The 25,601-nt window shown below is 75.8% G+C and carries 32 protein-coding genes and 1 pseudogene; 20 read left to right on the top strand and 13 right to left on the bottom strand.

Annotated features, from left to right (window positions below; translation table 11 throughout):
• From BUE37_RS20265 to BUE37_RS24630, 4 genes and pseudogenes are all read right to left on the bottom strand, one after another.
• Window positions 1-518, bottom strand: a pseudogene (locus tag BUE37_RS20265) (HNH endonuclease); the annotation flags it as partial.
• A 56-nt stretch (window positions 519-574) separates the two neighbouring features.
• Entirely contained in the window at window positions 575-841 is a 267-nt protein-coding gene (locus BUE37_RS20270; protein ID WP_073422271.1) for a DUF1905 domain-containing protein, read from the bottom strand.
• A 79-nt stretch (window positions 842-920) separates the two neighbouring features.
• Window positions 921-1,211, bottom strand: a complete 291-nt coding sequence (locus BUE37_RS20275; RefSeq protein WP_073422272.1) for a hypothetical protein — start codon at window positions 1,209-1,211, stop codon at window positions 921-923.
• A gap of 24 nt (window positions 1,212-1,235) precedes the next feature.
• A complete protein-coding gene (locus BUE37_RS24630; RefSeq protein ID WP_073422273.1) occupies window positions 1,236-1,496 on the bottom strand; it encodes a hypothetical protein in 261 nt (86 codons plus the stop codon).
• A 246-nt stretch (window positions 1,497-1,742) separates the two neighbouring features.
• Here BUE37_RS24630 and BUE37_RS24635 point away from each other — a divergent pair, with 246 nt between their 5' ends.
• From BUE37_RS24635 to BUE37_RS20325, 9 genes are all read left to right on the top strand, one after another.
• Entirely contained in the window at window positions 1,743-2,435 is a 693-nt protein-coding gene (locus BUE37_RS24635; protein ID WP_073422274.1) for a prepilin peptidase, read from the top strand.
• 331 nt (window positions 2,436-2,766) lie between these two features.
• Window positions 2,767-2,964, top strand: a complete 198-nt coding sequence (locus tag BUE37_RS20290; protein ID WP_073422275.1) for a Flp family type IVb pilin — start codon at window positions 2,767-2,769, stop codon at window positions 2,962-2,964.
• Window positions 2,965-3,110: 146 nt separating this feature from the next.
• Window positions 3,111-3,542, top strand: coding sequence for a TadE/TadG family type IV pilus assembly protein (locus tag BUE37_RS20295; protein ID WP_073422276.1), 432 nt, complete (start codon window positions 3,111-3,113; stop codon window positions 3,540-3,542).
• Window positions 3,530-4,555, top strand: coding sequence for a pilus assembly protein TadG-related protein (locus BUE37_RS20300; RefSeq protein WP_073422277.1), 1,026 nt, complete (start codon window positions 3,530-3,532; stop codon window positions 4,553-4,555). Before BUE37_RS20295 ends, BUE37_RS20300 begins: the two co-directional genes overlap by 13 nt.
• A 5-nt stretch (window positions 4,556-4,560) precedes the next feature.
• On the top strand, window positions 4,561-5,325 hold the full coding sequence (gene cpaB, locus BUE37_RS20305) for a Flp pilus assembly protein CpaB (RefSeq protein WP_073422278.1): 765 nt from the start codon (window positions 4,561-4,563) through the stop codon (window positions 5,323-5,325).
• A complete protein-coding gene (locus tag BUE37_RS20310) occupies window positions 5,322-6,509 on the top strand; it encodes a CpaE/TadZ family protein (protein ID WP_073422279.1) in 1,188 nt (395 codons plus the stop codon). Before cpaB ends, BUE37_RS20310 begins: the two co-directional genes overlap by 4 nt.
• A complete protein-coding gene (locus BUE37_RS20315) occupies window positions 6,506-7,999 on the top strand; it encodes a TadA family conjugal transfer-associated ATPase (RefSeq protein ID WP_073422280.1) in 1,494 nt (497 codons plus the stop codon). Before BUE37_RS20310 ends, BUE37_RS20315 begins: the two co-directional genes overlap by 4 nt.
• A complete protein-coding gene (locus BUE37_RS20320) occupies window positions 7,999-8,940 on the top strand; it encodes a type II secretion system F family protein (protein ID WP_073422281.1) in 942 nt (313 codons plus the stop codon). Before BUE37_RS20315 ends, BUE37_RS20320 begins: the two co-directional genes overlap by 1 nt.
• Window positions 8,940-9,824: a type II secretion system F family protein gene (locus BUE37_RS20325; RefSeq protein WP_083628964.1), complete on the top strand. Its 885-nt coding sequence runs from the start codon at window positions 8,940-8,942 to the stop codon at window positions 9,822-9,824. The genes BUE37_RS20320 and BUE37_RS20325 overlap by 1 nt, the downstream gene beginning before the upstream one ends.
• A 109-nt stretch (window positions 9,825-9,933) precedes the next feature.
• Here BUE37_RS20325 and BUE37_RS20330 read toward each other — a convergent pair whose 3' ends face one another.
• Window positions 9,934-10,269, bottom strand: a complete 336-nt coding sequence (locus tag BUE37_RS20330; protein ID WP_073422282.1) for a DUF8129 domain-containing protein — start codon at window positions 10,267-10,269, stop codon at window positions 9,934-9,936.
• 133 nt (window positions 10,270-10,402) lie between these two features.
• Here BUE37_RS20330 and BUE37_RS20335 point away from each other — a divergent pair, with 133 nt between their 5' ends.
• The 4 genes from BUE37_RS20335 to BUE37_RS20350 are packed head-to-tail and all read left to right on the top strand — an operon-like array spanning window position 10,403 to window position 12,441.
• Window positions 10,403-11,536 carry a baeRF2 domain-containing protein gene (locus BUE37_RS20335; protein WP_073422283.1) on the top strand — a complete coding sequence of 378 codons (1,134 nt, stop codon included), beginning with the start codon at window positions 10,403-10,405 and terminating at the stop codon, window positions 11,534-11,536.
• A 14-nt stretch (window positions 11,537-11,550) separates the two neighbouring features.
• On the top strand, window positions 11,551-11,808 hold the full coding sequence (locus BUE37_RS20340) for a DUF2795 domain-containing protein (RefSeq protein WP_073422284.1): 258 nt from the start codon (window positions 11,551-11,553) through the stop codon (window positions 11,806-11,808).
• Between the two features lie 4 nt (window positions 11,809-11,812).
• Window positions 11,813-12,043, top strand: coding sequence for a hypothetical protein (locus BUE37_RS20345; RefSeq protein ID WP_073422285.1), 231 nt, complete (start codon window positions 11,813-11,815; stop codon window positions 12,041-12,043).
• A 38-nt stretch (window positions 12,044-12,081) separates the two neighbouring features.
• Complete coding sequence (locus tag BUE37_RS20350) at window positions 12,082-12,441, top strand: acyl-CoA thioesterase (protein WP_073422286.1); 360 nt, start codon at window positions 12,082-12,084, stop codon at window positions 12,439-12,441.
• Between the two features lie 16 nt (window positions 12,442-12,457).
• Here BUE37_RS20350 and BUE37_RS20355 read toward each other — a convergent pair whose 3' ends face one another.
• Window positions 12,458-13,477 carry a LacI family DNA-binding transcriptional regulator gene (locus BUE37_RS20355; RefSeq protein WP_073422287.1) on the bottom strand — a complete coding sequence of 340 codons (1,020 nt, stop codon included), beginning with the start codon at window positions 13,475-13,477 and terminating at the stop codon, window positions 12,458-12,460.
• A gap of 161 nt (window positions 13,478-13,638) precedes the next feature.
• Between BUE37_RS20355 and BUE37_RS20360 the strand changes: the two genes are divergently transcribed.
• From BUE37_RS20360 to BUE37_RS20370, 3 genes are all read left to right on the top strand, one after another.
• Window positions 13,639-14,817 (top strand): endo-1,4-beta-xylanase, encoded by a 1,179-nt coding sequence (locus BUE37_RS20360; RefSeq protein ID WP_073422288.1) that lies wholly within the window; start codon window positions 13,639-13,641, stop codon window positions 14,815-14,817.
• 13 nt (window positions 14,818-14,830) lie between these two features.
• Complete coding sequence (locus BUE37_RS20365) at window positions 14,831-15,565, top strand: polysaccharide deacetylase family protein (protein WP_073422289.1); 735 nt, start codon at window positions 14,831-14,833, stop codon at window positions 15,563-15,565.
• A gap of 75 nt (window positions 15,566-15,640) precedes the next feature.
• The gene (locus tag BUE37_RS20370) at window positions 15,641-16,066 is read left to right on the top strand and encodes a ChaB family protein (protein WP_073422290.1); all 426 of its coding nucleotides are present in this window, start codon (window positions 15,641-15,643) and stop codon (window positions 16,064-16,066) included.
• Here the strand turns inward: BUE37_RS20370 and BUE37_RS20375 are convergent, their stop codons facing one another.
• Window positions 16,067-17,356, bottom strand: a complete 1,290-nt coding sequence (locus BUE37_RS20375; protein ID WP_073422291.1) for a M24 family metallopeptidase — start codon at window positions 17,354-17,356, stop codon at window positions 16,067-16,069. It abuts the gene before it with no gap.
• Between the two features lie 50 nt (window positions 17,357-17,406).
• Window positions 17,407-18,564 (bottom strand): GGDEF domain-containing protein, encoded by a 1,158-nt coding sequence (locus BUE37_RS20380; RefSeq protein WP_073422292.1) that lies wholly within the window; start codon window positions 18,562-18,564, stop codon window positions 17,407-17,409.
• Window positions 18,565-18,649: 85 nt separating this feature from the next.
• Here BUE37_RS20380 and BUE37_RS20385 point away from each other — a divergent pair, with 85 nt between their 5' ends.
• The 3 genes from BUE37_RS20385 to npdG are packed head-to-tail and all read left to right on the top strand — an operon-like array spanning window position 18,650 to window position 20,068.
• Complete coding sequence (locus BUE37_RS20385) at window positions 18,650-19,120, top strand: cupin domain-containing protein (RefSeq protein WP_073422293.1); 471 nt, start codon at window positions 18,650-18,652, stop codon at window positions 19,118-19,120.
• A gap of 60 nt (window positions 19,121-19,180) precedes the next feature.
• Window positions 19,181-19,366, top strand: coding sequence for a hypothetical protein (locus BUE37_RS20390; RefSeq protein ID WP_073422294.1), 186 nt, complete (start codon window positions 19,181-19,183; stop codon window positions 19,364-19,366).
• Window positions 19,367-20,068 carry an NADPH-dependent F420 reductase gene (gene npdG / locus BUE37_RS20395; RefSeq protein WP_245794811.1) on the top strand — a complete coding sequence of 234 codons (702 nt, stop codon included), beginning with the start codon at window positions 19,367-19,369 and terminating at the stop codon, window positions 20,066-20,068.
• Here npdG and BUE37_RS20400 read toward each other — a convergent pair.
• Window positions 20,055-21,170: a glycosyltransferase gene (locus tag BUE37_RS20400; RefSeq protein WP_073422456.1), complete on the bottom strand. Its 1,116-nt coding sequence runs from the start codon at window positions 21,168-21,170 to the stop codon at window positions 20,055-20,057. The genes npdG and BUE37_RS20400 overlap by 14 nt on opposite strands.
• Window positions 21,171-21,244: 74 nt before the next feature.
• Between BUE37_RS20400 and BUE37_RS20405 the strand changes: the two genes are divergently transcribed.
• Window positions 21,245-21,721, top strand: a complete 477-nt coding sequence (locus BUE37_RS20405; protein WP_073422295.1) for a DUF2784 domain-containing protein — start codon at window positions 21,245-21,247, stop codon at window positions 21,719-21,721.
• Here the strand turns inward: BUE37_RS20405 and BUE37_RS20410 are convergent.
• Genes BUE37_RS20410 through BUE37_RS20425 form a run of 4 tightly spaced genes read right to left on the bottom strand, consistent with a single transcriptional unit; the run spans window position 21,696 to window position 25,574 of the window.
• Window positions 21,696-22,271 (bottom strand): hypothetical protein, encoded by a 576-nt coding sequence (locus BUE37_RS20410; RefSeq protein WP_073422296.1) that lies wholly within the window; start codon window positions 22,269-22,271, stop codon window positions 21,696-21,698. The genes BUE37_RS20405 and BUE37_RS20410 overlap by 26 nt on opposite strands.
• A complete protein-coding gene (locus BUE37_RS20415; RefSeq protein WP_073422297.1) occupies window positions 22,268-22,873 on the bottom strand; it encodes a hypothetical protein in 606 nt (201 codons plus the stop codon). Before BUE37_RS20415 ends, BUE37_RS20410 begins: the two co-directional genes overlap by 4 nt.
• A 41-nt stretch (window positions 22,874-22,914) precedes the next feature.
• Window positions 22,915-23,745, bottom strand: a complete 831-nt coding sequence (gene panB, locus BUE37_RS20420) for a 3-methyl-2-oxobutanoate hydroxymethyltransferase (protein ID WP_073422298.1) — start codon at window positions 23,743-23,745, stop codon at window positions 22,915-22,917.
• Window positions 23,742-25,574, bottom strand: coding sequence for an NAD+ synthase (locus BUE37_RS20425; protein ID WP_245794813.1), 1,833 nt, complete (start codon window positions 25,572-25,574; stop codon window positions 23,742-23,744). The genes panB and BUE37_RS20425 overlap by 4 nt, the downstream gene beginning before the upstream one ends.
• Window positions 25,575-25,601: the final 27 nt, after the last annotated feature.

The raw sequence follows: 25,601 nt of genomic DNA on the forward strand, positions 1-25,601 counted from the left end.
AGCGTCCACTCCGCAGCCCGGGGCAGCAGGCGGGACTCGACCTGTCGGGCCAGCGCCGGGGCGGTCCACTGCAGCACGTCCACCAGCACCATCGCCCGGCGCTCGTCCAGCTCCCCGGCGGCCAGCGCGGCCCAGGTGGCCGGCAGCGACTCCCGGTAGGTCCACGCCCGCTTGGCCAGCGTGGAGGCGGTGGGGCGGCCGACGTTGAGCACGACCGCCAGCTCGGCGGTGAAGAACTCCGACACCCCCGGCAACTCGGGATCCGGCGCCCACGACCCCGACCGCGCACCCGGCGTGCCCGGCGGCGGGTCGTCGTCGTCGGGGGAGTCGTCGGCCAGGCCGAGGACGAGTTCCGCCTCGTAGGCGGCGGTCTGGGCCTTCAGCGCGGCCAGGCGCTGCAGCTCACGTGCCTTGTGCTCCCGCGAGAGCAACGCCACCGGCAGCCGGCGGAAGGGAACGGGTCGCTCGGCGAGCAACGCGGCAAGGCCACGCTCGAAGCGCGACCCGCCTGCTGACATGACCCCAACCTACGGCGGGGGTACGACAGAAACGGCAGGTCAGTGGCCGGATCGGCTCACATCCGCGTCGGGTCCACGGTCACCTCGACGGTCACGACGTCGCCGTCGTCCTTGCCGCGGCGGACCCGCGCGGGGACGGCCAGCAGCCACCCGGCGCGGCGGTCGCGCCAGACGCTCGTGGCCCACGTGCTCCCGTCGACGGTGGCCGTCACCGGCACGCGGCCGAAGGGGCCGGCTGAGTCGGGCGCGTGCTCGGCGGGCACCGGCGCGAAGACCCAGCCGCCGGAGCCGGGCGAGCGGACGAGCGTCGTCTCGAAGGGCACGCGCACACCCTGCCGCGGGGCACCGACAGCTCAGCCGGCGAGCAGCGCCAGCGCTACCTCCGGCTCACACCCCGCGGCCTCAGCAGCGGCGTCCTGAGTCGACCTGCCAGGTCGAGTCCGGCCCCTGGACGGCGTGCAGGGTGACGTCGCCGGCGCTCAGCTCGACGCCGGTCGCGTCCTCGTCCACCACCCGCCAGCCCGTAGAAGGCACGTCCCCGGGGCCGGCGTACGCCTCCGCCGCGGCCACCGGGGAGGCGGCGCCGCCCCGGTCCGACGCGAGGGACACGGCGAACTGGTCGCAGCCGCCCAGGTCGCAGGCGGCCGTCAGCGGCAGGAGCCACAGGACGGCGAGCACCGGCAGCGTGCGCACGGTCGGAGCATGACGGATCGGCGCTCACTCCGGGGCGCGGTGCCGCCCGCCCGAGGGTGGGGGAGGAGGCGTCGCGCGGGCCCGCTCCTCCTCGCGCTGCAGCCACCGCCAGCGGGCGGTGTCGGACGGCTCCGCCGGGAGGCCGGCCGCCTCGCGGGCGGCGCGGGCGGCGTCGGTGACGGCGATCTCGCCGGTGCGCGGACCGCGCGCGTCGACCCGTGCCTCGGCCCGGGCCGCCAGGCGCCGCGCGCGCCGGGTGGGCCGCTCGGGCGCCTGCTCGTCCACGCGACCTCCCCCCGCCGGCCGCGCCGGCCGGCGTGCGCATCGTCGCACGTCTCTCGGCAGGACCTGCCGTCCGACCAGCACCGATCCCGTGGCATCTCGCCGTGGGCGGGAGGGGACAGTGGGGCGACTGCGCCGTCCGTGACGAGCGGGACGACGCGGGGAAAGCGCCCGCGGTACCGCCCGGGACCGGTGTCCGCGCTGTGTCAGCGTCCACGCCGTGCCCGCCTCCCGCCCCCGGACCGCCCGGTGACCGGCCCCGCGCCGGTGCTGGTGCCGGTCCTGGCGGCGCTGGCCGGGGCGGGCGTCGGCCACCTCGTGGACCGGGCCGCCGCGCGCTTCCCGTGGCCGCGCCCGGCGACCGTCGGCGCCGTGCTCGGCGGCCGCGGTGGCGCCGCCCCGCGCGGGCTGCTCGAGGCGGCGACGGCGGCCCTGTTCCTCCTCGCCGCCCTCCGCTTCGGCCCGACGGCGGAGCTCCCGGCCTGGCTGTGGTTCGTCGCCGCGGGCGTCCTGCTCAGCGTGATCGACCTGCGCGAGCAGCTGCTGCCGAACCGGGTGCTGCTGCCCGCCGTCGCCGGCGCCCTGGTCCTGCTCACCGTCGCCGCCGCCGCGGGCGACCGCTGGGACGACCTGCTGCGCGCGGTCCTCGCCGGTGCAGCCGGTTACGGCGTCCTCCTCGCGCTGGTCCTGATCTCGCCGTCGGGCATGGGGATGGGCGACGTCAAGCTCGCCGGCCTGCTCGGGCTGCTGCTCGGCTGGCTCGGCTGGGCCGTCGTCCTGGTCGGCTTCCTCCTCGGCTTCCTCTTCCAGGCCGTCCTCGGGCTGGCGCTTATGGCGGCCGGCCGCGCCGGGCGGCGCACCGAGCTGCCCTTCGGGCCGGCCCTCGCGGCCGGCGCCCTGGCCGCCGCGGTGCTCGCCGGCACCTGGCAGGGCCTGCTGTGACCGCCGAGCGGCGCCCGTGCCCCTGGACGGGTACTGCGCGCCACCCGTCCCGGTGCTCCCGCGCACGTTCCGTGACCGGAGGAGACCCGGGGTGGCCCCCGCGGCGCGGGCCCGCCCCCGGAACGGGCGAACGCTCCACTGACCTGCGGAGACGCACCTGAACCGCCGGACCTGAGCGGGCCTGTGGAGCGCCCGGCCTCACCCCCCGGGGGGAGACGCCGCGCCACCTGCTTCACCCGCCCGGTCGACCGGCCGAACACCACTGCGACGCCGCGACACCGGTTCACACCGACCCGGACCGCCGACGGCCGACCCTCTAGGAGAGCACCCCGTGACCAGCATCTTCGCCGCCCTGCAGACCCTGTCCTTCGTCGTCTCGGACCGCCTCGCGGCGGTCAAGGAGAACGAGAAGGGCGCCACGATGGTCGAGTACGCGCTGCTCGTCGCCGCCATCGCCGCGGTGGTCGCCACCGCCGTCGCCGCCTTCACCGACGACCTCACGGGCCTCTTCGAGCGCATCATCCCCTGACCCGTCGCGGCCCAGCCGCTCCCGAAGGGTCGTGCGAGGCGGTGCGGTGCCCTCCCGGCACCGCGCCGCCTCCACCCCTCTCGCCCCATCCCGCCGGCCCGCCCGGCATCCCTGCCCTGACCACCCCGAGAGGACGTGCACCGGCCATGCGCTCCCGGTCGAGCCGCCGTCCCCGCACCCTGCGCACCCGTCTGCTGGGGGAGCGGGGCGCCGCCGTGGTCGAGTTCGCCCTCGTCGCCCCGGTCCTGATCCTGCTGCTCATCGGCATCGTCGAGTGCAGCAAGATGTTCCAGGCGCAGAGCACCCTGTCCGCCGCCGCCCGCGAGGGCGTCCGCGTGATGGCCCTCACCAACAGCGCCGGCACCGCCCGCACGGCCGCGGTGAACGCCGCCAGCTCGCTCGGCGTCCCGGCCGGCTCGGTGACCTTCACCTTCTCCCGCGGCACCTCCTGCTCCGGCGCGACGCCGACCGACACGGTCACCGCCCGGGTCACCTACCGTCAGACCTTCGTCTCCGGCTTCCTCGGCCGCACCGGCGTCGACCTCTCCGGCACGGCGAGGATGCGATGCGGCGGCTGATCACCTCGCCGTTCCGCCGCCTCGCCCCGCGCCGCCTCGCCGAGGAGCGCGGGGCCACGGCCGTCATGACGGCGATGCTGCTCGTCCCGCTGCTCGCCTGCGGCGCCATCGCCGTCGACGTCGCCTCCTACTACTCCGACCGCGCACAGCTGCTCAACGCCGCCGACGCGGCGGCCATCGCCATCGCCTCGGACTGCGCCCGCGGCGCCTGCGGGGACACCACGACCACGGCGACGACGCTGCAGACCGCCAACGCCTCCGTCGCCGACTCCTTCGACGCCACCCTCCGGACGCCGGCCGTCACCGTGGGCACCCGCCGGGTCGACGTCACGACGTCGGCCGACGCCGCCCACTGGTTCGCCCCGCTGCTCGGCCGCGACGCCAGCCGGGTCACCGCCACCAGCCGCGCCACCTGGGCCCCGACCTCCGCCGGGACCGCCCGGTTCCCGCTGGTCATCAGCTGGTGCGAGTACGTCGGCCAGATGCAGCGCGACCCCAACGGCAACGCCACCATCCGCGTCAACGCGACGACCGACCTCGGGTCCCCCGAGACCTGCATCGGCCCGGACGGGGTCACGCCGGTCCGTGTCGGCTACGCGGTGACCAACGGCGACGGCAGCAACGCCGCCTGCGGCACGACGTCGAGCATCGGCGGCTGGGTCAACCAGTACACCGGCATGTACACGACCTCCTACCGCTTGCCGGTCAGCTGCACCGAGGCGTACCTCGGCAGCCTGATCGGGACGACGGTGATCGTCCCGATCTGGGACCGGGTGGAGGGCGTGGAAGGGAGCGCACGGCTGCACGTCTACGCCTACGCCGCCTTCTACCTCGAGGGTTACGACTACATCAACCGGCTCGACGACCCGGCGCTGGTCGGCCGCTTCTCGCGCGCCGCCCTGCCGGCCGCCTCCGGCACCCCGGCCACCGTCTCCCGGACGGCGCCGGACCTCACCACCTTCGACGCGCAGTACCGCGGCGCGTACTCCGTCTTCCTCGAGCCCCAGGGATAGGACCCATGCGACGTCGACTGCTGGCCGGCTTCACGGCCCTCGCGATCGCGCTCTTCGGCGTGATCGTGCTCGTCCGCTGGGTGCAGGACGCCGACGAGCGCGCCCGCGCCGGCGAGGAGCTCGTCTCCGTGCTCGTCGTCGACGAGGCCGTGCCGGCGGGCGCGGATGCCATCACCGTCGGCAACGCGGTCCGCACCGAGGAGGTGCCCACCCGCCTCCGGGCGGAGGGCGCCATGACCGACATCAGCGCCGCCTCCGGCAAGGTCACCACCGCCCAACTGCTCCCCGGCGAGCAGTTGCTCGAGCAGCGCTTCGCCGACCCGGCCGCGCTGCAGCCGGAGGGCACCGTGCGCGCACCCGATGGCACTGTCGAGATCAGCCTGACCCTCGAGCCGCAGCGTGCTGCTGGTGGCCGGCTGCAGGCCGGTGACCGCGTCGGCATCTACGTCTCCACGCCCCAGACGATCCCGGGTACCACGCAGAGCCAGCCGGTCATCGCGCGACTCGACATAGATACGAACCCTGATCTCGTGACATTCGTGGTGACCCACGTGTCCAGCACGATGCCCGCCGACCCCGACGGCGGCACGGCGATCCCCGGGTCCCCCACGGACACCGTGACCGTCACGCTCGCCGTCCCCCCGACGCTCGCCCCTCTCGTCGTCGCGGGCGGTGAGCTCGGGACGACGTGGCTGACGTTCGAGGGCGCCGCGCCTCCCGCCGACACGGCCGTCAACACCGCTACCACCACCTCCGGAGGCGACAAGTGACCCAGGTCCTCACCGTCGGCGTCGGCGCCGACCTCGTCCAGCGCTTCGCCCACGCCAGCAACGGCGCGCTGCTGAACCTCGGCGTCGAGTCGCTCGACGCCGAGGGCGGCCTGCTCGCCCGGATCGCCGAGGCCGGCAGCCCGCAGGTGGTCGTGCTCGGTCCCGCCGTGCCGCTCGAGCGGGCGTTCCTGCTCGCCGGCCACGTCGACGTCGCCGCCCCGACCACCAGCGTCGTCGTCGTGGCCCCGGCCGACCCCGACCTGTGGATGGCGGCCATGCGCGCCGGCGTCCGCGACGTGCTGGCCGCCGACGCCGGCCCGGGCGACGTCGCGGCTGTCCTCGGCCGCGCCGGGGACCTCGCGCGCGCCCGGTGGGAGGCCACCCAGGCCGGCACCGCCTCGCGTCCCGACCACCGCGTCATCGTCGTCGCCTCGCCCAAGGGCGGCGTCGGCAAGACCACCGTGTCGACCAACCTCGCCGTCGGACTGGCCAAGGCCGGCGTCGGCCCGACCGTCATCGTCGACCTCGACGTGCAGTTCGGCGACGTCGCCAGCGCCCTGGCCCTCGCGCCGGAGTACTCGCTGCCCGACACCGTGCACGGCGCGGCCAGCAACGACCCGCTGGTCCTCAAGACCTTCCTCACCCGGCACCCCAGCGGCCTCTACGTGGTCGCCGGCAGCGAGTCGCCGGCCGCCGGCGACGCCGTGACCGCCGAGCAGGTCGGCCGGCTCATCGAGACGCTGAGCCACGAGTTCCGCTACGTCGTCGTCGACACCGCGCCGGGCCTGTCCGACCACACGCTCATGGCGCTGGAGAAGGCCACCGACCTGGTGCTCATGAGCAGCATGGACGTGCCGGGCGTGCGCGGGCTGCGCAAGGAGCTCGACGTCCTGCAGGAGCTCGGCCTCGTCCCGGCCGGCCGGCACCTGGTGATCAACATGGCCGACTCCGCGGGCGCGCTGTCGATGGCCGACGTCGAGACGACCGTGGGCGCGCCGCTCGACGTCGTCCTGCCGCGCACCACCGCCGTCCCGCTGTCGACCAACACCGGCGCGCCGCTGCTGGAGTCCGGCAGCCGCGACGCCGTCGCCCGCGGACTGCAGACCCTGCTCGGCCGGATGCTGCCCGACGCCGGCCCGCGGAAGGCCGGCCTCTTCGGCCGCCTGCGGGCGGGCTCGCGGTGAACCTCAACGACCGGGTGGCCCTCGCGCGCGGGGAGGCGGCCCTCGGCGCCGACCCCGTGCGGGTGGCCCGCAGCACGCCCGAGGTGATCGAGCACGGCTCGCTCGCCACCCGGGCCGCGGCGGCGCACCCCGTGCCCGAGCCCGGAGCGCTGCCGGGCCCGCGGCCGGCCGCCGACGCCGCGGTGGCCGGCGGCGACGCCCTCGGCCGGCTGAAGGACCGCGCCCGCCGGTCGCTGTTCGAGCGGCTGGGCGCCAAGCTCAGCGACGGCAACCTGCCCGAGGACCAGCTGTTCGCGATGGTCCGCGCCGAGCTGCAGCGGGTGGTCGCCAACGAGCAGACTCCGCTGTCGGCCGAGGACCGCCGCCGGCTCATCTCCGAGCTCACCGACGAGGTGCTCGGGCACGGCCCGCTGCAGCCCTACCTGGACGACCCCGCCGTCAGCGAGGTCATGGTCAACGGCCCGGACTCGGTCTACGTCGAGCGCAACGGCCGGATCAGCCGGACGACGGCGTCCTTCGCCGACGAGCAGCACCTGCGCCAGGTCATCGAGCGGATCGTGTCCCGGGTCGGCCGCCGCATCGACGAGTCCTCCCCGCTGGTCGACGCCCGCCTCGCCGACGGCTCCCGCGTCAACGCCGTCATCCCGCCGCTGGCCTTCAGCGGCTCGACGCTGACCATCCGCAAGTTCAGCCGCGACCCGTTCCAGGTGGCCGACCTCATCTCCTTCGGCACCCTATCGCCGGACATGGCCGAGCTGCTGCGCGCCTGCGTCGAGGCCCGGCTGAACATCGTCGTCTCCGGCGGCACCGGCACCGGCAAGACGACGCTGCTCAACGTCCTGTCGTCGTTCATCCCGGAGAACGAGCGGATCATCACCATCGAGGACGCCGTCGAGCTGCAGCTGCAGCAGGAGCACGTCGTCCGGCTGGAGTCCCGCCCCGCCAACATCGAGGGCAAGGGCGAGATCACCATCCGCGACCTGGTGCGCAACTCGCTGCGCATGCGCCCGGACCGCATCGTCGTCGGCGAGGTCCGCGGCGGCGAGAGCCTCGACATGCTGCAGGCGATGAACACCGGCCACGACGGCTCGCTGTCGACGGTGCACGCCAACACCCCACGCGACGCCATCGCGCGGCTGGAGACCCTCGTGCTCATGGCCGGCATGGACCTGCCGCTGCGGGCCGTGCGCGAGCAGGTGGCCTCCGCCGTCGACGTCATCGTGCAGATCAGCCGGCTGCGCGACGGCACCCGCCGGGTCACCCACGTCACCGAGGTGCAGGGCCTGGAGGGCGACACCGTCACCCTGCAGGACGCCTTCCTCTTCGACTACTCCGCCGGCACCGACCTCAACGGCCGGTTCCTCGGCCGCGCGGTGCCGACCGGCGTGCGCCCGCGGTTCACCGAGAAGTTCGCCGAGCTCGGCATCAGCCTGTCCTCCCGGGTCTTCGGCGTCTCACCGCAGCGGCCCGCCTTCGGGGGCCGCGGCTGATGACGCCGATGCTGTGGGTCGCCGTCGGCGCGGTGGCCCTCGGGCTGGCGACCGGCGTGCTGGTGCTCGCCGTGCCGCGCCCGCCGCGGGTGGGCCTGGAGCGGCTCGCCCCCGGCGCGCGGCCGCAGCAGACCACCCGGCTGGGCGGCGCCGCCGACGACACCGCGGCGCTGGCCGACCGGGTGCTGCGGCGGCTCGGCCGCGCCGAGCAGCTCGAGCTCGCGCTGGAGCGCGCCGGGATCTCCCGGCCGCCGGCCGAGGTGGCGCTGGTCGTCACCGGGGCCACCGCCGGCGCGGCGCTCGCCGGGGGCGTGCTGGGCGGGGTGGTCCTCGGCGTGCTGCTCGCGGTGCTCCCGCCCGTCGCCGCCGTCGTCTGGGTCAACGGCCGGCGCGACCGGCGGCAGGCCGCCTTCGCCGACCAGCTCGACGACGCCCTGCACCTCATGGCCAGCAGCCTGCGGGCCGGGCACAGCGTGTTGCGCGCGCTCGACGCCGTCTCCCGCGACGCCCCGGAGCCGACGTCGATCGAGTTCTCCCGCGTGGTCAACGAGACCCGCGTGGGCCGCGACGTCAACCGGGCGCTGGAGGAGGTGGCCGAGCGCACCGCCAGCCGCGACTTCGCGTGGGTCGTGCAGGCCATCGCGATCCACCGCGAGGTCGGCGGCAACCTGGCCGAGGTCCTCGACCGGGTCAGCACCACCATCCGCGAGCGCAACGCCCTGCGCCGGCACGCCCGCTCGCTGTCGGCCGAGGGCCGCATGTCCGGCCTGGTGCTCATGCTCATGCCGGTCGGCGTCTTCTGCTTCCTGTCCCTGATCTCGCCGACCTACTTCGACCAGATCACCGGCACCTCGGCCGGCGTGGTGATGCTCGTCGTCGCCGCGGTGCTGATGCTGCTCGGCGGGCTGTGGCTGCGGGCCGTCGTCAAGGTGAGGTTCTGATGCCCGGGATCGTGCTGGCCGGCGTGCTGGCGATCGTCCTGCCGCTGGGCCTGTCGGTGCACGTGGCGCTGTCCCGCTCGGGGCGGGTGCTGTCGATCGCGCGGCGCAACCTCACCCGGGGGCTGTTCTCCACCACCTACGAGGTCGGCTCGCTGGAGGCGCGGCGCACCGGCTGGGGCGCGGTGCTGCGGGCCCTCACCCCCGACCCGGCGGCGCGCCGGGTCCGCCGGCTGCTCGACCTCGCCGGCCGGCCCGAGGGCTGGACGATGACCCGCCTGCTGTGGGCCAAGCTCGCGCTGGGCGCCGCCGCCGTGCTCGTCGCGGCGGTCGCGTTCACCGAGAACCCGGGGCTGCTGGTCGGTGTGCTGTGCGTCGCCGGCGTCGCCGTGGCCTACCACGTGCCGGAGATCCTGCTGCACGGCCGCGGCCAGGAGCGCCAGGCGGCGATCGCCCTGGAGCTGCCCGACGTCCTCGACCAGATGACCATCGCCGTCGAGGCGGGGCTGGGCTTCGAGGGCGCGCTGGCCCGCGCCGCGGCCACCGGCACCGGCCCGCTGGCCGGCGAGCTGGTGCGCACGCTGCAGGACGTCACCGTCGGCCGCCCGCGGCGCGAGGCCTACGAGGCGCTCGTCAAGCGCACGCAGGTCGAGGACCTGCGCCGCTTCGTCAGCGCCATCAACCAGGCCGACGCCTACGGCATCGCCGTCGTCGACGTGCTGCGCGTGCAGGCCGACGAGATGCGGCTCAAGCGCCGCCAGCGCGCGGAGGAGCAGGCCGCGAAGGTGCCGGTGAAGGTCACCTTCCCGCTGATCGCCTGCATCCTGCCGGCGCTGCTGATCATCGTCGTCGGGCCGATGATCGCCGGTCTCGGCGAGGTCATGTAGCTGCCCGGCCCCGGCGCTCCGGGGCCCGGACGCAGGCGGCCGCGCACCCCGGGGGGTGCGCGGTCTCCTGCACGAGCGGGACCGCTCGGGTGCGGGACCGGTCAGCCCGTCAGCGCGGCTGGCCGGGGTTGGTCGGGTCGCCCTGCGACGGCGGGTTGATCTTCGGGCCGGTGGTCGCCTCGGACACCTTGGAGCCCCCGCTCGCGTGCGCCGGGTCGTCGGCGGCCGCGGCCGCCGGGTCACCGCCGGAGGGCTGCGCGCCCTCGTGCAGGGACGCCAGCCGGTTCTCCATGGCGGTGACGACCTGCAGGCGCCGGGCGTGGGAACGCTCGTAGTCCAGCAGTGTCTGCAGGCCGGTCGCGTCCAGCGTGCGGATCCGGGAGATCAGTCCCCCCACCGGCAGGTGGTCGTAGTCGGGCAGCGGCAGCTGGTCGTGCTCGGTCATGGGGCAGCGCCTACCCGTCCCCTCCCGTTCCGACACGGTGTGTGGGGGTGGGGCCGGTGGGTAGGCGGCGGACAGTGCGCGTCCCGCCGAGGACGCCGTCCCACCGATCCGCACCGAGGAAGTGGTCCCACCCATGGACGTGTCGTTCCTGGCACCCGTCTTCGACGCCGCCGGCCCCTACGCCACGGTGACCGCCGACGTCACGCACACCACCGAGACCGCCGACACCGAGCTGGAGCTCAAGGTCCGCGCGGTCGCCGAGAAGCTGACCGAGCAGGGTGCGCCGGAGGCCGTCGTCGAGGCGGTGCGCGGCCGGCTGCTCGAGGGCAACGACGGCGGCGAGGCCGGCACCGTCCGCGGCCGCGCGGTCGTGGTGGCCGCCGACGGCACCGTCGTCTTCGACTCCCAGCTCGCCGACGTGCCGCGGCAGGAGCTGGCGCAGTGGTCGCCGACGCCGGACCTGCTGCCGGTGCTGCGCGCGCTGCCCGGCCGGATCCCGCACGTCGTCGTGCTCACCGACCGCACCGGCGCGGACCTCACCGTCGCGAGCCTCCCCGGGCACGCCGAGGAGGAGGAGACGGTGAAGGGCGACACCTTCCAGATCCGCAAGTTCCAGGGCGGCGGCTGGGCCCACCACCGGTACCAGCACAACGCCGAGAACAAGTGGGTGCACAACGCCGAGGACGTCGCCCAGCACGTGTCCTCGGTGGTCCGCCGGTTGCACCCGCGCTTCGTGCTGCTCGCCGGTGACATGCGGGCCCGCCAGATCCTCACCGACCGCGCCAGCGACCTGTGGTCGGACCTCATCGTGTCCATCGACGAGGGCGGGCGGGCCGCCGGCGCCGACCGCGAGCCCGTGGAGCGCAAGGCCGCCGAGCTGGTCGCCGAGCACGAGGCCCGGGACGAGGCCGACGCCGTCGAGAAGATCAGCTCGGCCGGTGCCCACGGCCTCGCGGTGACCGGCACGGCGAACGTCGTGGAGGCGCTCCGCAAGGCCCAGGTGGAGACGCTCGTGCTCGCCGAGCCGGCCGACGACGAGGAGCTCCTCGTGGGCGGCTCGCCGCTGGAGCTCGGCGTCGCGCAGGCCGACATGGACGCCCTCGGCGTGCAGGAGGCGCGCTCGGTGCCGGCCACGAACGCGCTGCTCGCGGCCGCCGTCGCCAGCACCGCCGGCGTCGTCGTGGTCCCGCGCGCGGCCATGCCCGGCGACATCCCGGTGGCGGCGATCCTGCGCTACACCGACGACTCGACCCCCACCCCCCAGTGACGGAGGCAGCAGCCATGACCGACCCCCACCAGGAGGGCACGCCCGCCGGCACCAGCCCGGCCGACGTCGACCACCGCGCGGCCATCGCCGAGGCGCTCGGCAAGGAGGTGTGGCCCGCCGACCGCGACGCGCTCGTGGCCAAGGCGCAGGAGTCCAACGCTCCCGACCGCGTGCTCGGCGACCTGCGCCGCCTGCCGGAGGGCCAGACGTTCGAGAACGTGCAGGACGTCGCCCGGGCGCTGGGCATCGGCACCGAGCAGCAGCGGTTCTGACCCGGTGACCACCAACAAGGAGCCCAGCCCCGAGGCCCTCGCCAACGTCACCGAGCACAACATCGAGACGCGCGCGGACCTGCTGCCGGAGGAGGCGGCGGTGCGCGGCACGGGCATGGAGGAGGTCGCCGCCGAGGTGATCCTCGCCGAGTCCGAGGAGCGCACCGTGCACCCCGACCCCGACGACGCCCAGGGCGCGCACCGGCAGTCGGCGGAGACGGCGGACCTGCCCTGAGCGGAGGGGGCGGCGAGCCGCACGAGCACCCGGTCCAGCTGCGCTGGTCGGACACCGACGTGTTCGGCCACGTCAACCACGCCCGGGTGCTCGGGCTGCTCGAGGACGCCCGCCTGGCGATGGCCGACCCGTCGCCGGGCGCGGGGATCATCCTCGCCCGGCTGGAGATCGACTACCTGCGGCAGGTCCACTACCGGGTGGCCGAGCACCTGACGGTCACCAGCACGGTGACCCGGCTGGGCCGCAGCTCGATCGGCATGCGCCAGGACCTCACCCAGGACGGCGAGGTGGCGCTGCGCGCGGAGATGGTGCTGGTCACCTTCGACTACGCGGCCGACCGCTCGGCGCCCATGACCGAGGCGCAGCGGGCGTACTGGGCCCGCTGGCAGGTGGGCTGACCCCGCTCCGGCGGGGTCAGCCGGCCGGGGGAGCGGTGCTGTCCCGGACCACCAGGCGGGTGGCCAGCTCGATGCGCGGGGTCTCCACCGGCTCGCCGCGCACCATCCGCAGGACGGTGCGCGCCGCCAGCGTGCCCATCTGCGCGAGTGGCTGGTGCACCGTGGTCAGCGGCGGCGAGGACCACTGCGCCTGTGGCAGGTCGTCGAAGCCGACGACGCTGAGGTCCTCGGGCACCCGCAGGCCCCGGCGGCGCGCGGCCTCGTAGACGCCGAGCGCCATCTGGTCGTTGGCGGCGAACACCGCCGTCGGCCGGTCGGGCAGCGCCAGCAGGCGCTCGCCGCTCTCCGACCCGGAGCGGTAGCCGAAGTCGCCCTCGACGACGAGGTCGGGGTCGACGGCGACGTCGACCGCGCCCAGGCCGGCGCGGTACCCGTCCATCCGGGCGCGGCTGGACCACAGCGGGGCCGGCCCCCCGACGAAGCCGATGCGCCGGTGCCCGAGGCCGGTCAGGTGGTCGGTGGCGCTCAGGCCGCCGGCCCAGTCGGTCGCGCCGACGGTGGGGACGTCGAGGGAGGGCACGCCCGCCGGGTCGATCACCACGGCCGGCACCTGCAGGCCGCGCAGCTCCGACGCGAGCACCGGGTCGAGCTCGCTGGTCACCAGGATGACGCCGTCACTGGCGCGGGCGGCGAGGTTCTCCAGCCACGCGCGGGTGGCGCTGACGCGGCGGTGGATGGCCGAGACGACGGTGCCGACGCCCTCGGCGTGCGCGGCGTCCTCGACGCCGCGGATGATCTCCAGCGCCCAGGGGCTGTCGAGGTCGTTGAACACCAGGTCGACCAGGCGGGCGCGCTCCCGCGGACGGCCGCCGCGGCGCTGGTAGCCGTGCTCGCGCAGCAGCGCCTCGACCCGCTCGCGGGTGTGCGGGGCGACGTCGGAGCGCCCGTTGAGCACCCGGGACACCGTGGGCAGGGAGACGCCCGCCTCCGCCGCGATCGCCGCGATGGTGACGGCTCGGCCCTGACTCTCGGACACGCGTGCCTCCTGCCTCGGTGCTGGTCAGCCTAGGGCTGCCGCCTCCGGCACCGGCCGGACCCGGGGTCGGCCTTGACCCGTCCGGGTCGGGTTCGTAACGTGGCTCACGTTCCGGAACATTCCGAAAAGCAGAGTCGCTCCTCCCGGAAGGTCCTCCCCGCATGCGTTCCTCTCGCAACCGCACCCTCGCCCGCGGCGCCGTCGGGCTCGGGCTCGCGCCCCTCCTGCTGGCCGCCGCGGTGCTCCCCGCGTCGGCCGCCCCCGGCCCGCAGGGCCCGCCACCGCACGCCAACGAGGACCAGTCGTACGGCCAGGCCAAGAAGAACGGCCTGCGCACCGTCGCGCCCGACGACCTGGTCATCGGCACCGCGGCCGCCGGCGGCGGGCACCACGTGACGGCCGGCTACCCCGACCCGTTCACGTACGACCGGCAGTACCGGCGGATCCTCAACGCCGAGTTCAGCTCCGTCTCGCCCGAGAACCAGATGAAGTGGGAGTTCCTCGAGCCCGAGCGCGGCCAGTACAACTGGGGCCCGGCCGACGCGATCGTCGAGAACGCCGAGCGCAACGGCCAGGCCGTCCGCGGGCACACCCTCCTGTGGCACAGCCAGAACCCGGCGTGGCTCACCGAGGGCGTGGCCAGCGGCGAGATCGACGACACCGAGCTCCGGCAGATCCTCGAGGACCACATCCGGACCGTCGTCGGCCGCTACGCGGGCCGCATCGACCAGTGGGACGTCGCCAACGAGATCTTCACCGACGAGGCGACGCCGCGGCTGCGCCCGGAGAACTTCTGGATCCAGGAGCTCGGGCCGGGCATCATCGCCGACGCGTTCCGCTGGGCGCACGAGGCCGACCCGCAGGCGACGCTGTTCCTCAACGACTACGCCGTCGAGCACATCGGGCCCAAGAGCGACGCCTACTACGCCCTCGCGCAGGACCTGCTCGCCCAGGGCGTGCCGCTGCACGGCTTCGCCGTCCAGGCGCACCTGAGCTTCGAGTACTCGTTCCCGACCTCCCTGCAGGAGAACCTGCAGCGCTTCGACGACCTGGGCCTGGAGACGGCGGTCACCGAGCTCGACGTCCGCATGCCGGTCGCCGAGGGCGGGCCGACCGAGGCCCAGCTGGAGCAGCAGGCCGACTGGTACCAGCAGGCGCTGGAGGCCTGCCTCGGCGTGGAGGAGTGCAACTCCTTCACCATCTGGGGCTTCACCGACAAGTACTCGTGGGTGCCCTACTTCTTCGAGGGCACCGGTGCCGCGAACGTCATGTTCGAGGACTACGAGCGCAAGCCCGCGTACTGGGCGCTGCACGAGACCCTCGCCGCGGCGCAGGACTGAGCGGGGGAGCCCGATGACCTCGAGGCGGACCCGCCTGCGCCTTCTCGCCGTTCCGCTCGCCGTCGGGGCGCTGCTGTCCGGCGCCGCCCCGGCGCTGGCCGGCGGCACCGGGGCGGGCCCCGGCCAGGGCGGCCCGGCCACCGCCGACGTCGTCACCACCACGCGGCTGGGCGGGCAGGTCGCCGCCCTGACCTTCGACGACGGACCGAACCCGCACGACACCCCGCGGCTGCTCGAGGTGCTGGCCGAGAACGACGTGAAGGCGGTGTTCTGCCTCTGGGGTGACGTGGTGCGGCAGAACCCCGACCTGGTGCGGCAGATCGTGGCTGCGGGGCACACCCTCTGCAACCACACGATGCACCACGAGGACCTCGCCACCTGGACGCCGGAGGCCGTCCGGGCCGACCTCGAGGCCACCTCGGCGCTCATCCGGGAGGTGGCGCCCGGCGCGCCCATCCCGTACTTCCGCGCCCCGTACGGGTCGTGGGGGCAGAGCGCGCAGGTGGCCGCGGACCTGGGCATGCAGCCGCTGGGCTGGACGGTGACGATCGAGGACTGGGAGACCCAGGACGCCGACGTGCTCACCGAGCGGCTGGAGTCGCGGATCCGGGCCAACCCGGGCGCCGTCGTCCTGCTGCACGACGGGCCGGTGATGGACCGCAGCGGCACCGTCGAGGCGGTGGCGCGTGCGATCCCGGAGCTGCGGGCCGAGGGCTGGCGGTTCCACAAGCCCGACCGCCGGGGCTGACCGACGGGCTGCCCGGCCGTACCCCGGCCGGGCAGCCCGCCGTTCCGCGGCGTCGCGGCTGGGTAGGTCCGTCCCATGCCGAAGACGACGAAGAGCGGGAAGCCGAAGCAGGACGAGATCCCCAGCACACTGCAGCGCTCCGACGAGAAGGCGCAGCGCACCTTCGCCAAGGCGCACGACTCCGCCGCGGAGAGCTACGACGGCGACGAGCAGCGCGCCAACCGGGTGGCGTGGGCGGCGGTCAAGCACACCCACGAGAAGGTCGGCGACCACTGGGAGCCGAAGGACCACAACGGCCCGTCCGACGCGCAGGCCGAGGGCGGCGCCGACACCGACCGGGAGACCAAGGGCGGTGTCGACGCCAACGCCACCAAGGAGCACCTCATGGACGTGGCGAAGCGGCTCGACGTGCACGGCCGGTCGTCCATGACCAAGGACGAGCTCGTCGACGCCATCCAGAAGGCGAGCGACCGCGAGACCCGGAAGGCGCGCGAGGGCTAGCTAGCCGGCGGGGAGCGTCCAGAGCTCCCGCTGCGGGGAGCCGAGGAACGCGGTGCCGGTGGGCGTGAGCTCCACGCCCTCCTCCAGCGCCAGGCGCACGCACTGGCCGCCCCACTCGCGCACCGGCACGCGCACGGCCAGCTCGAGGGCGAAGACGGTGGCCGGGCGCAGCACCCGCTCGCCGTCGCCGGGGACGCCGTCCTGCCGGTCCCAGCGGCCGATCGCCGGGCCCGCGCCGTGCCCGTGCACGCCGACGGGGTGGGAGTAGACCTCCGCGTCGAGGCCCTCGGCGGCCGCGGCGGCGCGGGCGGCGGCGAGCACCTCGTCGCCGGTGCGCCCGGCCGCCAGGGCCTCGGCGGTGAGCGCGCGCACCCGGGTGCCGGCGGTCCAGGCCGCCCGCAGCCCCGGCGGCGGCGCCGTCTCGCCCTCCCGCAGCAGGTAGGCGCTGCGCTGCAGGTCGGTGGCCAGGCCCAGGCTCGCCAGGCCGGCGTCGCAGGTGACCAGGTCGCCGGGCCGCAGCACCGTGTCCTGGGGCAGCGCCGGCAGCGCGGTCCCGCCCTCGTCGGCCAGCGGGACACCGGCCCGCTGCACGGTCACGCCGGGGTGGAACCACGGCGGCACGCCGAGGTCGGCCAGCCGCTGGTGCACCGCCCACGCCAGGTCCGCGGCCGTCGTCGTGCCCGGGACGACGACGTCGGGGGAGAGGGCGTGCGCGAGCACCCGGTCGGTGAGCCGGTTGAGCGCGTCGAGGGCGGCGACCTCCTCCGGCAGCCGCGTCTCCAGCCAGCCGACGACGAGGTCCTCCGCCGACACCACCCGGTCCGCCCACGGGCCGAGGGCCTCGGTGAGCGCGCGGTGCTCGGCCACCGACAGCCCGTCGGCCGCCGCGCAGCGGGCGGAGACGTCGACGCCGATCCGGCGCGGCGCGGCCTGCTCGACGATCCGCCGGACCGCGGACCACTGCCCGCCGTCGCCGGGCGCCCAGCCGGCCAGGAACTGGCCCACCGGGTAGCGGGAGACCGCGACGGGCGTGACGCCGTCGTCGCTGCGGTGCAGGACGAGGACGGTGCGCCGGCGCGCCGAGAGCCAGCTGGCCGGCAGCAGGGTGGCGAGCACCGGGTCCTCGTTGTTCTCCCGGCCGGTGACGATCCACAGGTCGATGCCGGCGCGGTCCATGAGGCCGGGCAGGAGGTCGAGCAGGCGCTGGGTCAGCCACCGGTCGCGGACGTCGGCCTGCTGCCGCAGGGGCAGCGGGACCGTCCGTGTCGGGTCCGGGACGACCAGCGTCATGTAGGACAGGGAAGCAGAGAAACGCCGTCCCCACCGGGTGGGACGAGAGGTCAGCCGGCGTCGGAGGGCAGCGCCGGGCCGGGGACCGTCGGCGGGTCGACCCGCTCGTCGCGCGGCGCGGGGCGGGGGCGCGGCGGCGCCGGCCACCCCACCCGGTCGCGGCCGCCCTGCTTGGCGGCGTACATGGCGGCGTCCGCCCGGTCCACCAGCCACCACAGCTCCGCGGCGGCGTCGTCGCCGTCGGCGGGCCGGGTGAGGGCGACGCCGATCGAGGCGGTGACGGCGTGCCCGGCGTCGGTGCGGGCGGCGGACACCGCGTGCCTGAGCCGCTCGGCGAGCCGGCCCGCCTCCCCGGGGTCGCCGACCAGCCCGAGGACGACCATCTCCTCGCCGCCGAGCCGGGCGAGCACGTCGCTGGGGCGCACGCTGTGGCCGAGGGCGTCGGCCACCGCGCGCAGCACCGCGTCGCCGGCGGCGTGGCCGTGGACGTCGTTGACCTGCTTGAAGTGGTCGAGGTCGATCACCAGCGCGGCCACCCGCAGGCCCTCCCGGCGGGCGTGGCGCCACAGCCGCGGCGCCTGCTCGACCAGGTGGCGGCGGTTGGCCAGCCCCGTGAGCGGGTCGCGCTGGGAGAGCTCCTCGGTGGCCACGAGCAGCCGCTGCACGCGGCGGCGCAGCAGGAACACACCGGTGGCGACGACGTCGAGCATCCCGGCGTGCACCACGACCTGGACGGCGAGGTCGACCCGGTCGGGATAGCTGCCGGCCATGGCGACCAGGACCGACACCGGCGTGACCGCCAGCGAGACGGCGAACATCCAGCCGTCGAGGAACCAGGCGGCGGTGAGCGCGACGAACAGCAGCATCATCGGCGTCGCGTGCCGCACCGGGTCCTCGATGCACAGCGCGACCACGGCGTAGATGACCTCGCCGAGCAGCACCAGGCCGAAGGTCGACCAGCGGTCCACCCGGCGGCGCACCGCGAGCACGAGGGCCGCGACCAGGAGGGTGGCCATGGTGAGGCCGTAGGTCCAGCGCACGGTGCCCTCGCGGACGACGCCGTCCAGCGCGAGGTTCAGCAGGCCCATGCCGCCGCCGACCACCAGCAGCACCGCGAGCGCGAGGGCGGTGACCCGGTGGTCGGAGCCGGCGGACCCACCGGCGGCCGGCTGCGCGTCACCGGTGACGGAGCGTCGGTCGGAGGTCACGGCGTGAGGATGCCGCACGTCAGGGCCTCAGGGGGAGGTCGCACGCGCGGTCCGCGACACGCCCGGCGGTGCCAGGCTCCCCGGCATGTCGCACCCCGACCCCGCACTCGTCGACCTCCGGCTGCTCGCCGACCACCCGCTGGCCGAGGCCGGCACCGCCGCCCTGCGGATGGTGGCCCCCGGGAAGGTCACCGCCGGCCGGTTCGGGCTGGTCGAGTACCGGCTCGGCCCGCACTCGCCCGGCGCCGCGCCGCACTACCACCAGACCTTCTCGGAGTCCTTCTACGTGCTCTCCGGCCGGCTGACCCTGCACGCCGACGGGGAGTGGCGCACCTGCGGTCCGGGCGACTTCGCGCTCGCCCACGAGCGCGGCGTGCACGGCTTCCGCAACGACTCCGACGAGCCGGCGTCCTTCCTCATCCTGTTCACCCCGGGCATCGCCCGGGAGGAGTTCTTCGCCGAGATGGCCGAGATGCGCCGCAGCGGCCGGCGGCCCTCGCCGGAGGAGATGACGGCGTTCTACGCGCGGCACGACCAGGTGATGGTGGAGGGTTGAGCGCGGGGACCGGCTGGGCACGGCTCCTCGCGACACCCCGACACGAGGAGGTGCGCCGCGATGGCGCAGGGACCGTGGTTCTACTGCCTGAAGCACCACGCCGTGGAGACCCGTGACGGTTGCGCCGAGCGGCACCGCCTCGGCCCGTACGCGACGCGCGAGGAGGCCGAGCGCGCGCTGCAGTCGGTGGCCGACCGCAACGAGCGCCTCGACGCCGAGGACCGCGAGTGGCGGGAGGGCGACTGAGTGACCTCCGCGGCTGCCGACCGGATGGTCGACGACCTGCTCGTCGGGGTGCTCGGGGGCACCGGCCCGCTGGGGCGCGGGCTGGCGCTGCGGCTGGCCGCCGCCGGGCAGCGGGTGCTGCTCGGTGACGCCGACGCCGAGCGCGCCCGCGCCGTCGCCGCCGAGGTGGCGGGCCTCGCGTCCGCGGCCGGCGGCGGGGAGGGACCGGTGCAGGGCGGGGCCGACGCCGACGTCGCCGGCGCGGCCGACCTGGTCGTCGTGGCGGTGCCCTTCGCCGACCACGCCGGCACCCTCCGCGGCCTGGCCGAGGCGCTGGCGGGCAAGGTCGTCGTCGACGCGGTGGTCCCGGTGGGCACCGACGACCTCGGCACCTACCTCGTCGACGTCGAGGAGGGCAGCGCCGCCCAGCAGGCCGCTGCGCTGCTGCCCGACTCCGCCGTCGTCGGGGCGTTCCACACCGTGCCGGTCGCGGCGCTCGCCGACCTCGCCCGGCCCACCGTCGACGCCGACGTGCTCGTGGCCGGGGACGACGCCGCGGCGACCGCCACCGCCCAGGCGCTCGCGGGGCGCCTGCCGGGGATGCGCGGGGTGTACGCCGGGCCGCTGCGCAATGCCCGCCACCTGGAGGCGATGGCCGTGGTGCTGGGCTCGGTCGACGAGCGGTACGGCGCGGCGGCGGGGCTGCGCGTCACCGACGTCTGAGGGCCCGCTCCAGCAGCGCGGGCGCCACCTCGGCCGGCGCGGGCATGGCGGCCATCTCGGCGGCCACCTCGCGCGCCGCGGCGGCCAGGGCCGGGTCGCCGGCCAGCCGGCGCAGGTGCGTGCCGGTCACCTCGCCGGGGTCGGCGGCCAGGCCGGCGCCACGGGCGGCGAGCAGGTCGGCGTTCGTGCGGCGGTCGCCGGCGCCGCGGACCACCAGCTGCGGCACCCCGGCGGCCAGCGCGGTGAGCAGGGTCCCGGCACCGCCGTGGTGGACGACGCCCGCCGCGGCGGGGAGGACCCGCGGGAACGGCAGCCAGCCCGTCGTGGTGACCTCGGGCGGCAGCGGGCGCCGGGTCGCCTCCCGGTCGGGGCGGACGAGGACGACGTCGAGGCCGGTGCCGGCGGCCGCGGCGGCGACGTCGGCCATCAGCCGGTCGCGGCCCGGCGTCGCCACGGTGCTCCGGCTGACCAGCACCCGCGGCCGCGGCCCGGGCTCGGCGAACCGCCCGTCGGAGGGCCGCTCGGGTGCCCACGGGACGAAGCGCATCGGCCGGCCCGCGCGCTCGCCCACCAGGCTCGGTGGCGCGGTGGTGACGACCTCCACCGGCGGCGGCACCTCGCCCAGCCGGCGGGCGCGGGCGTGCACGCCGAGGGCCGCCTCGCGCAGGACGCCGGCGTCGAAGAGGTTGCCCTCGACCAGCACCGCGGGGACGCCGAGGCGGGCGGCGGCCTCGGCGCCGGCGGGGGCGAGCGGCTCGTGCACGACCAGGTGCGGCCGCAGGCGGGCGGCCAGCGAGACGACGCCGCGGGCCGTGCGGGCGCCGAGCCGGCCGAACAGCAGCCCGACGGCGTCGGTGCCGCCCCGGCCGGCCAGCTCCCGCCGGGCGAGCAGCGGGTGGCGCAGCATGAGCGAGCCGAACAGCGGCCCGAGCCGCAGGCCCGGCGCGACGTCGGCCGGCGACAGCTCCGGCGGGCAGACGGCCAGGCCGTCGCCCGCGGTGGCCAGGACGACCTCGGCGCCGGCGTCGCGCATCGCCAGCGCGAGCGGGACCAGCGGCAGGACGTGGCCGGTCAGGGGCGAGGCGACGACCAGGACGCGCACGCGGTCAGGCTGGCCGCGGTGCCCGGGCCGCACAAGGCGTTCCCCCGCGCCGCGGCCCGCGCGACGATGGGGCCGTGCTGGTGCTCGCGGGCGCGGTGGCGGTGCTGCACGGCGCCGTCGTCCTGTTCATGCTCACCGGGTCGCTGCTGGCGCTGCGGTGGCCGCGGCTGGTGGCGCTCCACGCCCCGGTGGCGCTGGCCGTGCTCGCCGTCAACCTCGCCGGGGCGCCGTGCCCGCTGACCACGCTGGAGCTCGCGCTGCGGGCCGCCGGCGGGGCCGCGCCCTACGACGGCGGCTTCCTCGGGGAGTACGTGTTCGGGCCGGTCGGGCTCGACGTCCGCTCGGCCGCCGTCCAGGTGGGGGTGTACGCCGTCGCGATCGGCCTCAACGCACTCGGCTACGGCCTGCTGCTACGGCTCTCGCGCCTCGAACGCGGTCAGGACGACCGACGCCGCGCCGACGCGGGAGGAGGGCGCCCCGGTGGGCGCCGTGGGAGCGGCCGCCGGGCCGCGTCGCCCGGACGGGTCAGCCCAGGAGCAGCGCGGCGGTGACCCCCGCGGCGAGGAGCAGCAGCGCGCCCAGCGCCAGGGCGGCGTGGCGGACGGGTCGGCGGTCGCCCTCCGAGACCGCCTCCGGGGCCAGCCGGGCGATCTCGGCCAGCGAGGTCAGCTCAGGGACGAACCGGCCCGGCAGGCCCGTGGCCCGGGCGAAGGCCTCCACCTCGCCGGGGTCCCAGGACGTGGACTGCAGGCGCACCAGCGCCCGGCCGTCCCGGTCGAGCAGCGCGAGCAGGACGGCGCCGGAGCGGCCGCCGAGGACGCGGGGCGCGCACACCAGCGAGGCGAGGTCGCCGCGGGGCACGACGCGAGTGCCGCGGAACCGACGGTGGACGACGGCGTCCGAGGTGAGCCGCAGCCCGGGCCGGCGCAGCACCAGGACCACGGCGGCTGCGGCCACCAGCAGGGCCAGTCCCCGCAGGACCAGGACGCCGCCCGGCGGCAGTCCCTCCTCCCGGGAGCCGAGCCAGGTCTGTGCCGCCACGAGGAGCAGCAGCGCCGGGGCCAGCAGGTACCGCGGCCGTGGCCGGAGCTCGACCGTCACCACGTCCTGACCAGCAGCACGGCGCCTCCGACCAGGAGGGCCGCGACGACGACCAGGACGCCGAGCGGGTGGCGCTCGTGCCACGGCAGCTCGTAGAGCCGCCGCCATCGCAGGTCCGCGGGCCGCAGGTCGCCGTCGACGACGTCGAGCGGCGCGCCGGTGGCCACGGCGATCTCCCGCAACTGCTCGCGCCCCCACCGCAGGCCGTCCAGGCGCAGCAGCGGCCGGCGGTCGCGGTCGAGCAGCACGAGCAGGCCCGTGGGCACGCTCCCGGACTGCCGGTAGCCCGGGACCAGCAGCGCCGAGGCGACGTCACCGCGGGGGACGGCGCGGGTCCGTGCGAGGAGGTCGTGCCGCCGGACCGAGGCGTCCGTGACGACCACCCGGCCGGCCGCGTGGCGCGCCCCGACGACCAGCGCGCCGAGGGACACGGTCACCAGCAGGAAGACGAGCGCCACGCCCGGTCCGGCGTCGCCGGTGTTCACGAAGACCTGCAGCACCCACAGCGCGACGAGCGTGACCGGCACCGGGGTCGCCAGCGTCCGCCACCACGTGCGCAGCGACGGGCGGAACTCGCGGACGCCGCGGGCGGTGGAGGTCACCCGGCCATGATCGCGGCCGGCGCCCCCGTCCCCAGCGCCGCCTACTCGAAGGAGTGCTCCGGGCCGGGGAAGACGCCGCCGCGGACCTCGTCGGCGTACTCGCGGGCCGCGCGCAGCAGCTCCCCGCGCAGGTCGGCGTACCGCTTGACGAACTTCGGCACCCGCCCGCCGTTCAGCCCGGCCATGTCCGGCCACACGAGCACCTGCGCGTCGCAGTCCGGGCCCGCGCCGATGCCGATGGTCGGGATGGACAGCTCGGCGGTGACCCGCCGGGCGACGTCGGCGGGCACCATCTCCAGGACGACGGCGAACGCGCCGGCATCCTGCACGGCGAGGGCGTCCTCGAGCAGCTGGTCGGCGCCGGCGCCGCGGCCCTGCACCCGGAACCCGCCGAGGGCGTGCTCGCTCTGCGGCGTGAAGCCGACGTGCGCCATCACCGGGACGCCGTTCTCCGTCAGCAGCCGGATCTGCGGCGCGACCCGCACCCCGCCCTCGAGCTTGACGGCCTGCGCGCCGCCCTCCTTCATCATCCGCACCGACGTCTCGAACGCCTGCTGCGGGCCGGACTCGTAGCTGCCGAAGGGCAGGTCGGCCACGACCAGCACCCGCTGCGTCGAGCGGGTGACCGCCTTGGTCAGGAGCAGCAGGTCCTCGACGGTCACCGGGACGGTCGAGGAGTGCCCGAGGACGACGTTGCCCGCGGAGTCGCCGACGAGCAGCACCGGGATGCCGGCCTCCTCGAACACCTGCGCGCTGTAGGTGTCGTAGGCGGTGAGCATCGCCCACTTCTCGCCGCGCGCCTTGGCCTGCTGCAGGTGGTGGATGCGCACCCGGGCGGACGACGTCCCGCCGTACAGCACCGACTCCGTCACGCCTGGGCTCCTTCGCGGACGCTGGGCAGGCTCTCCCGCCAGCGGTTGGTGATCGGGAGGCGCCGGTCGCGGCCGAACGCCTTGAGGCTGATCTTGGTGCCGGGCGCGGACTGCCGGCGCTTGAACTCCGCGATGTCCACGAGCCGCAGCACCCGCGCCACCACCTCCGGGTCGTGGCCGCGCTCGAGCAGGGCGGCCATGCCGAGGTCGCGGTCGACGTAGTCGCCGATGACGGCGTCGAGCTCCTCGTAGGAGGGCAGCGAGTCGCTGTCCTTCTGCCCGGGCGCGAGCTCGGCCGACGGCGGCTTGTCGATGGAGTTCTGCGGGATCGGCTCGGTCTCGCCGCGCTCGCGGGCGTACGCGTTGCGCCAGCGGGCCAGCTCCCACACCAGCGTCTTGGGGACGTCCTTGATCGGCGCGAACCCGCCGGCGGCGTCGCCGTACAGCGTCGAGTAGCCGACGGCGACCTCGCTCTTGTTGCTGGTGGCCAGCAGCAGGTGGCCGTGTTGGTTGGACAGCCCCATGAGCAGCGTGCCGCGGATGCGGGCCTGCAGGTTCTCCGCCGCGGTCCCGGAGAGCTCCACCTGCGACTCGAAGGCGTCGATCATCGGCGCGATCGGCACGGTGGAGAAGTGCAGGCCCAGCCGCCGGGCGCTGTCCTCGGCGTCGGACAGCGAGTGCTCGCTCGACCACCGCGACGGCAGCGCGACGCCGTGCACCCGGTCGGCGCCGAGGGCGTCGACGGAGAGGGCGGCCACCAGCGCGGAGTCGATGCCGCCGGACAGCCCGAACACCACCGACGGGAATCCGTTCTTGTCGATGAAGTCGCGCAGGCCGAGGACCAGCGCCCGCCAGACCTCCTCGGGGTCGGACAGCGGCTCGGCGACGTGCCCGGCCCGCGGCTCGAACGCCGGCACCGGCTCCTCGGACAGCACGGTGCGGGTGACCGTCATCGGCCCGATCCGGCCCTCGCGGCGCTGCGTCACCCGGCCGCGGTCGAGGGTGAGGTCGACGCAGAGCAGGTGCTCGACCAACTGCGGCGCGCGGGCGAGCAGCTCGCCGTCGGCGGAGACGGCCAGCGAGTCGCCGTCGAAGACCAGCTCGTCCTGCCCGCCGACCTGGTTGCAGTAGAGGACCGGCGCGTTCGCCTCGGCCGCGCGGCGGCGCACCAGCGGCAGCCGCAGGTCGTCCTTGGCCCGCTCGTAGGGGGAGGCGTTGGGGGAGACGACGAGGTCGACGCCGGCCTGCCCGGCCACGCCGCACGGGCCGCCCTCGACCCAGAGGTCCTCGCAGATGGTCAGCGCGACGTCGACGCCGCGGAAGCGCACCACCTGCAGCTCGGAGCCGGGCACGAAGTAGCGCGCCTCGTCGAAGACGCCGTAGTTGGGCAGGTGCCGCTTGGCGTAGCGGCCCACCACCCGGCCGCCGTGCAGCAGGGCGGCGGCGTTGCGGGGCTGGATGCGGCGCGGGTTGGCGTCGCCGGGGCGCTCCTCGTCGAGGGTCTCCTCGTCGCTGGGCGCGGTGTCGACCGTGGCCGAGCCCTCGGTGTGCGCCAGGTACCCGACGACGACGGCGACCTCGCCGAGCCCCTCGCGGTCCAGGGTGGCGGCGAGGTCGGTCAGCGCGCGCTCGCTGGCCTCGGCGAACGACTCGCGGAGCACCAGGTCCTCGGCCGGGTAGCCGGTGAGCGTCATCTCGGGGAACACCACGAGGTGCGCCCCGTCGTCGGCCGCCCTGCGGGACCACTCCACGACCAGCGCGGCGTTGCCCTCGAGGTCGCCGACGCGGGTGTCGACCTGGGCCATCGCGACTCTCAGCTGCACCGTCACGGCTCCATCCAACAACCGGCACCCGGG

The sequence above is a fragment of the Geodermatophilus nigrescens genome, from assembly GCF_900129495.1.
In the GTDB taxonomy this organism is placed as follows: Bacteria; Actinomycetota; Actinomycetes; order Mycobacteriales; family Geodermatophilaceae; genus Geodermatophilus; species Geodermatophilus nigrescens.

Coding starts and splice junctions, on each gene's coding strand:
- BUE37_RS20385 (WP_073422293.1), top strand. CDS start 18,650: ATGTCGCACCCCGACCCCGCACTCGTCGACCTCCGGCTGCTCGCCGAC.
- BUE37_RS20325 (WP_083628964.1), top strand. CDS start 8,940: ATGCCCGGGATCGTGCTGGCCGGCGTGCTGGCGATCGTCCTGCCGCTG.
- BUE37_RS20320 (WP_073422281.1), top strand. CDS start 7,999: ATGACGCCGATGCTGTGGGTCGCCGTCGGCGCGGTGGCCCTCGGGCTG.
- BUE37_RS20375 (WP_073422291.1), bottom strand. CDS start 17,356: ATGACGCTGGTCGTCCCGGACCCGACACGGACGGTCCCGCTGCCCCTG.
- BUE37_RS20340 (WP_073422284.1), top strand. CDS start 11,551: ATGACCGACCCCCACCAGGAGGGCACGCCCGCCGGCACCAGCCCGGCC.
- BUE37_RS20300 (WP_073422277.1), top strand. CDS start 3,530: ATGCGGCGGCTGATCACCTCGCCGTTCCGCCGCCTCGCCCCGCGCCGC.
- BUE37_RS20365 (WP_073422289.1), top strand. CDS start 14,831: ATGACCTCGAGGCGGACCCGCCTGCGCCTTCTCGCCGTTCCGCTCGCC.
- BUE37_RS20335 (WP_073422283.1), top strand. CDS start 10,403: ATGGACGTGTCGTTCCTGGCACCCGTCTTCGACGCCGCCGGCCCCTAC.
- cpaB (WP_073422278.1), top strand. CDS start 4,561: ATGCGACGTCGACTGCTGGCCGGCTTCACGGCCCTCGCGATCGCGCTC.
- BUE37_RS20390 (WP_073422294.1), top strand. CDS start 19,181: ATGGCGCAGGGACCGTGGTTCTACTGCCTGAAGCACCACGCCGTGGAG.
- BUE37_RS20330 (WP_073422282.1), bottom strand. CDS start 10,269: ATGACCGAGCACGACCAGCTGCCGCTGCCCGACTACGACCACCTGCCG.
- BUE37_RS20370 (WP_073422290.1), top strand. CDS start 15,641: ATGCCGAAGACGACGAAGAGCGGGAAGCCGAAGCAGGACGAGATCCCC.
- BUE37_RS20295 (WP_073422276.1), top strand. CDS start 3,111: ATGCGCTCCCGGTCGAGCCGCCGTCCCCGCACCCTGCGCACCCGTCTG.
- BUE37_RS20360 (WP_073422288.1), top strand. CDS start 13,639: ATGCGTTCCTCTCGCAACCGCACCCTCGCCCGCGGCGCCGTCGGGCTC.